The sequence below is a fragment of the Pseudomonadota bacterium genome (assembly GCA_026390555.1).
In the GTDB taxonomy this organism is placed as follows: domain Bacteria; phylum Bdellovibrionota_C; class UBA2361; order UBA2361; family OMII01; genus OMII01.
This window is the reverse complement of the sequence record JAPLFS010000050.1, coordinates 1-3,701: the sequence shown is the minus strand read 5'-3', so window position 1 is coordinate 3,701 and position 3,701 is coordinate 1. Positions and strand designations below refer to the sequence as shown.

The following is a 3,701-nucleotide window of genomic DNA, read 5'->3' as shown; positions in this document are numbered from 1 at the left end:
CGCCAGCGCTGGGGCTGGGTATTACGGAGCGTTAGAGCTAAGTGGAAACCTATCTGAGCGGACCGTTACGGTAGGAAACTCAGATGGGCGCGCCTTTACCGGACTGCACGGTAACGGAGAGGTTGATACGAATGGAAGGGCGAACGTTACTAATTGGCCCGCAGCAACTACTGCGTCTGGAATCGGTTTTCGGGGCGGTTATTATTCACAAAGTAGCACCTACGCTCGTACCTCTGATCGTGCAGAGGCTTCCAGCACCGATACAGCACGCAGCAGCTCCTACGGTGGGCGCGGGGCACGGACGGCACCTTAGTCATAGAGATGGGGGAGTTAGCGCTGCAGCGGTAGCGCTAATTCTCGTGCCATGCGCATCTTTGCAAATTCAAGAGCCGCCTTGCCCTCAGCCGAGAGTCTCTCAGATGGAATCTGAGCGAGAGCTTTGAGCGCCGCGGAGTAATCCTCTGATAACATTAAGGCCGCGGCCTCCTCTTCATGAATTGCGTAAAGTGTTGGTAGTATTGCGTGCGCCTGACACAGATAGATTAGCGCGCTTTGCCACTCTCCTTTACGTAGAAAACAGCGCCCTAAAATAAAGAGCGCCTGTGCGCTATGAAAGCTGTTCGGTGTACTTAGAGCCTTGAGAGCATGGCCAGAGGCGTATGCTGCGGCGATATCCCCGGTATTAATACACAGCTCGGCTAGTGCGAGGTGTCCCTCTGCCCAAAAAGGAAAGCGGCGCAGGATCGATCTTAGGTGTAGGATCAAGGAATCGCTATCAGAGGTGCGACGACCGGATAGCTTCCAGTAAATATCTAGTATAGCTGAGATAAGGCGGCGCCGTCCGAACAGGCAACCGTTCACGACTAATGCGCAGAGTGGTCGGTTGTTGTGGGAGCGTCGTCCTGCTGCTCAAGTACGAGGGGCAGGATCTGGCGCTCATCAGTTACATTAGCTGGAAGAGAGGATTGAGCGAGACGGAGTTCACGCAACTCCTCGTTATGTGCCCTGTCACGCTTAGCGGCGTTGCCCATCACGGAGCTATCTACCCAGAAAAGAACCAGGCTTAGGAGTAGCGCGGCTGAGCCGGCATAAACCAACCATTTAACACCGTCTTGAGCCTCTTTTGGTTGTAGATCCATAATCTTAGGTTCCTTATTCTAATGCAGAATGAGTATACCTAGGCGCATATTTACTGCAAGTGGCCTAAAGCATAAGCAATATCGGGTATTGCTTGAGATACTCCACATCTCAACGTAATGTCTACCGTACCGATAAGTTTATACAGGGGTGAATACGTTAGCCCCTATCAAGGGGCGAGTTTGCGGAGCAAACTGGGGTGGAAACAAACCCCTCAGGGGTCGATTTGCGGAGCAAATCGGGGGTGATAATACTAACTATTCACCCCAAAATGAGCGTTCCCGATCAGGGAACGTCAAGAAAGGTGAGGCGTTAGGACCGATCGCAAGATCGAAGCCTTTTTAACCACCGACAAGTTTATACAGGGGTGAATAGTTATGATGTTGTCAAATGTAGATATTAAGAGGGTCATCGCCAGCGGAGAGTTAAAGATAACCCCCTTTAACCAGAAGTGGCTGCGCTCTTCTGGAATTACGATGCATCTCGGAGCCGAGCTGCTTAAGCCCCGTGCTGGATATGTAGTTGATGTCAGGAAGCCAGATCCACCTCCATACTACCCAATCAGCATAACTATGGAGAATCCTTACTCTCTTGAGCCGGGAGAGTTCCTGTTAGGGCATACCTTCCAGCACGTAACGGTCGGAGCGTCTCTGGGGTTTATGATCGAGGGGCGAAGTACTTTGGCGCGGGTTGGATTAACGATCGTTCAGACAGCGATGATGGTGTATCCTGGACACAGCGATCGACCGGTAACCCTTGAGCTAGCTAACCACGGACCGAACCCAATTCTTTTATATCCCCGCATGAAGATAGCGCGGGTGGTGCTTTTCGAGCTTAAGAGCGCCAGTTCTGAGCGCTATGATGATAACGGGAAGTACCGCGATCAACAGTCGGTAGGACTTCCGATCTTCTCAGAGGAGATCATGGCAGACGACGAGATCGCATAAAGGCCAGCTGGTAATTTAATTGAGCGGGGGTGCAGCAGTTGAGCAGCAACAAAAGTGCAAAGCAGCGTTTGGGGGTAAATCATGTGCCGCTTGCCGTGGCAGTTGAGGCTGCTCTACGGGTGGCTTCCGCGCGCGGCGAGGGGGTGTTCGTTATCGGCGGTATCGTTAGAGATCTGCTAATGGGGGGAACTATCGGGGATTATGACCTTGATATAGTTGTAGAGGGTGATGGGCTCGCTTTTGCGCGAGCGCTTAAGGAGGAACTGGGCTGCTCGTTGCGCGAGCATCAGAGCTTTATGACGGCTAAGCTTACGGCACCATTCGTAGAGGTTGAGGGTGAGGGGGTATTCCTAACAGAGATCGATATCGCAACGGCGCGTGTCGAGCAGTACGCCAAACCAGGTGCGTTGCCTACCGTCAGGCCGGCTCCGATCGAGCAAGATCTATGGCGCCGTGACTTCTCAACTAATGCGATAGCGTTGCCACTGGAGATCTTCGCTCAGTATCGGGCGAACACGCTATCGCTCGCACAATTATCAGAGCGCATAGTTGATCCCTGTGCTGGGCTTAAGGATCTGCAAAACGGTACGCTACGGGTGCTTCATCCACGCAGCTTTATCGACGATCCGACCAGGCTCTTTAGAGCGGTGCGCTACGCAGTGCGGCTCTCATTTCACTTCGATATGGAGACGCTGGCGGCTTTCGTTGATGCCGTTAATGGCGGGGCTCTTGCGACCCTCTCGCCCAGACGGGTTTGGAATGAGGTTGTGACAGCCTTCGATGAGGAGCTCGCTTCAGAGGTGATTCAGGAGTTTGCGGATCGTGGACTATTCTCGTACTTGCCGATCCTGAGCGCAGATCAGACGCATGACGCAGTAGCGGCGCTCAAACGCACTGAGGAGATGCGCGCTGTGCTCAGTAATGAGGTATACGCACTAGCAAATAAACTAGTATTGATAGTAGCCCTCGTGCGGGATGGTCGCGATGATATCGTGCTTGCGATTCACGAGGGGGGCACGATGTTGCAACGTGCTCGTGGTGTGCTTGCAGCGGCTGCTGGTGGCGCGGAGCCGACCGAGGCTGCCGACCTAGTTGCCGCTTACGCTCTCAGTGGTAGTGCAGAACTCCAGATGGCGCTTCAGGCGGCGTTACAGAGTGGGGGAGAGTAGGCGTGCTCAATCCGATCCTTTTAGAGGTGGTGTCCTCCCTCTATCCCCAAATTTCACTGACCCCTTATAGCGAATTTCAGCCTATGCTGGATTTATCTAAGGGCGATCTTAGCTCTACCGCTGCGGTTGAGATAGCGCGCCAAACTAGGGAGAACGCAGACCTTATAGCGCTGCGCATAATAGCGGAGATCTCGAAAAAGGTCGCAGGTGAGTGGCGTAGCGATCAGGGTTATATAGTCCTGGCCCAAGCTAGCGCAGCAGTACTGCTGCCAGAGGCTAAATCATTGGCCGAGATCTTTCCTGCCTACGCTAGATCTGGCGCGAGCAGTAAGGCAGAGCTGCGTGAGGTAATCTGCCTGGTTCCAGATCTTAGCGTGCCAGTATATGCCCGCTTGCGGCTAATCGCGAGTACAGCTCTGCAGGCCCTTCTGACTGTTGTATATGAGGG

At 53.4% G+C, this 3,701-nt stretch carries 6 protein-coding genes; 4 read left to right on the top strand and 2 right to left on the bottom strand.

Annotated features, from left to right (window positions below; genetic code table 11):
* The coding region (locus tag NTV65_06885) for a hypothetical protein (protein ID MCX6114922.1) at positions 1 to 313 on the top strand (313 nt) is incomplete at its 5' end.
* Positions 314 to 330: 17 nt separating this feature from the next.
* Here NTV65_06885 and NTV65_06880 read toward each other — a convergent pair.
* Positions 331 to 861, bottom strand: a complete 531-nt coding sequence (locus NTV65_06880; protein MCX6114921.1) for a hypothetical protein — start codon at positions 859 to 861, stop codon at positions 331 to 333.
* A 2-nt stretch (positions 862 to 863) separates the two neighbouring features.
* The gene (locus NTV65_06875) at positions 864 to 1,139 is read right to left on the bottom strand and encodes a hypothetical protein (GenBank protein ID MCX6114920.1); all 276 of its coding nucleotides are present in this window, start codon (positions 1,137 to 1,139) and stop codon (positions 864 to 866) included.
* Between the two features lie 375 nt (positions 1,140 to 1,514).
* On the opposite strand from NTV65_06875, the gene dcd reads away from it, so the two are divergent.
* The 3 genes from dcd to NTV65_06860 form a co-directional block, all read left to right on the top strand.
* On the top strand, positions 1,515 to 2,084 hold the full coding sequence (dcd, locus tag NTV65_06870; protein ID MCX6114919.1) for a dCTP deaminase: 570 nt from the start codon (positions 1,515 to 1,517) through the stop codon (positions 2,082 to 2,084).
* 38 nt (positions 2,085 to 2,122) lie between these two features.
* Complete coding sequence (locus tag NTV65_06865) at positions 2,123 to 3,253, top strand: hypothetical protein (protein MCX6114918.1); 1,131 nt, start codon at positions 2,123 to 2,125, stop codon at positions 3,251 to 3,253.
* Positions 3,254 to 3,336: 83 nt separating this feature from the next.
* Positions 3,337 to 3,701, top strand: a 365-nt coding sequence (locus NTV65_06860; protein ID MCX6114917.1) for a hypothetical protein, incomplete at its 3' end; no start/stop codon positions are given.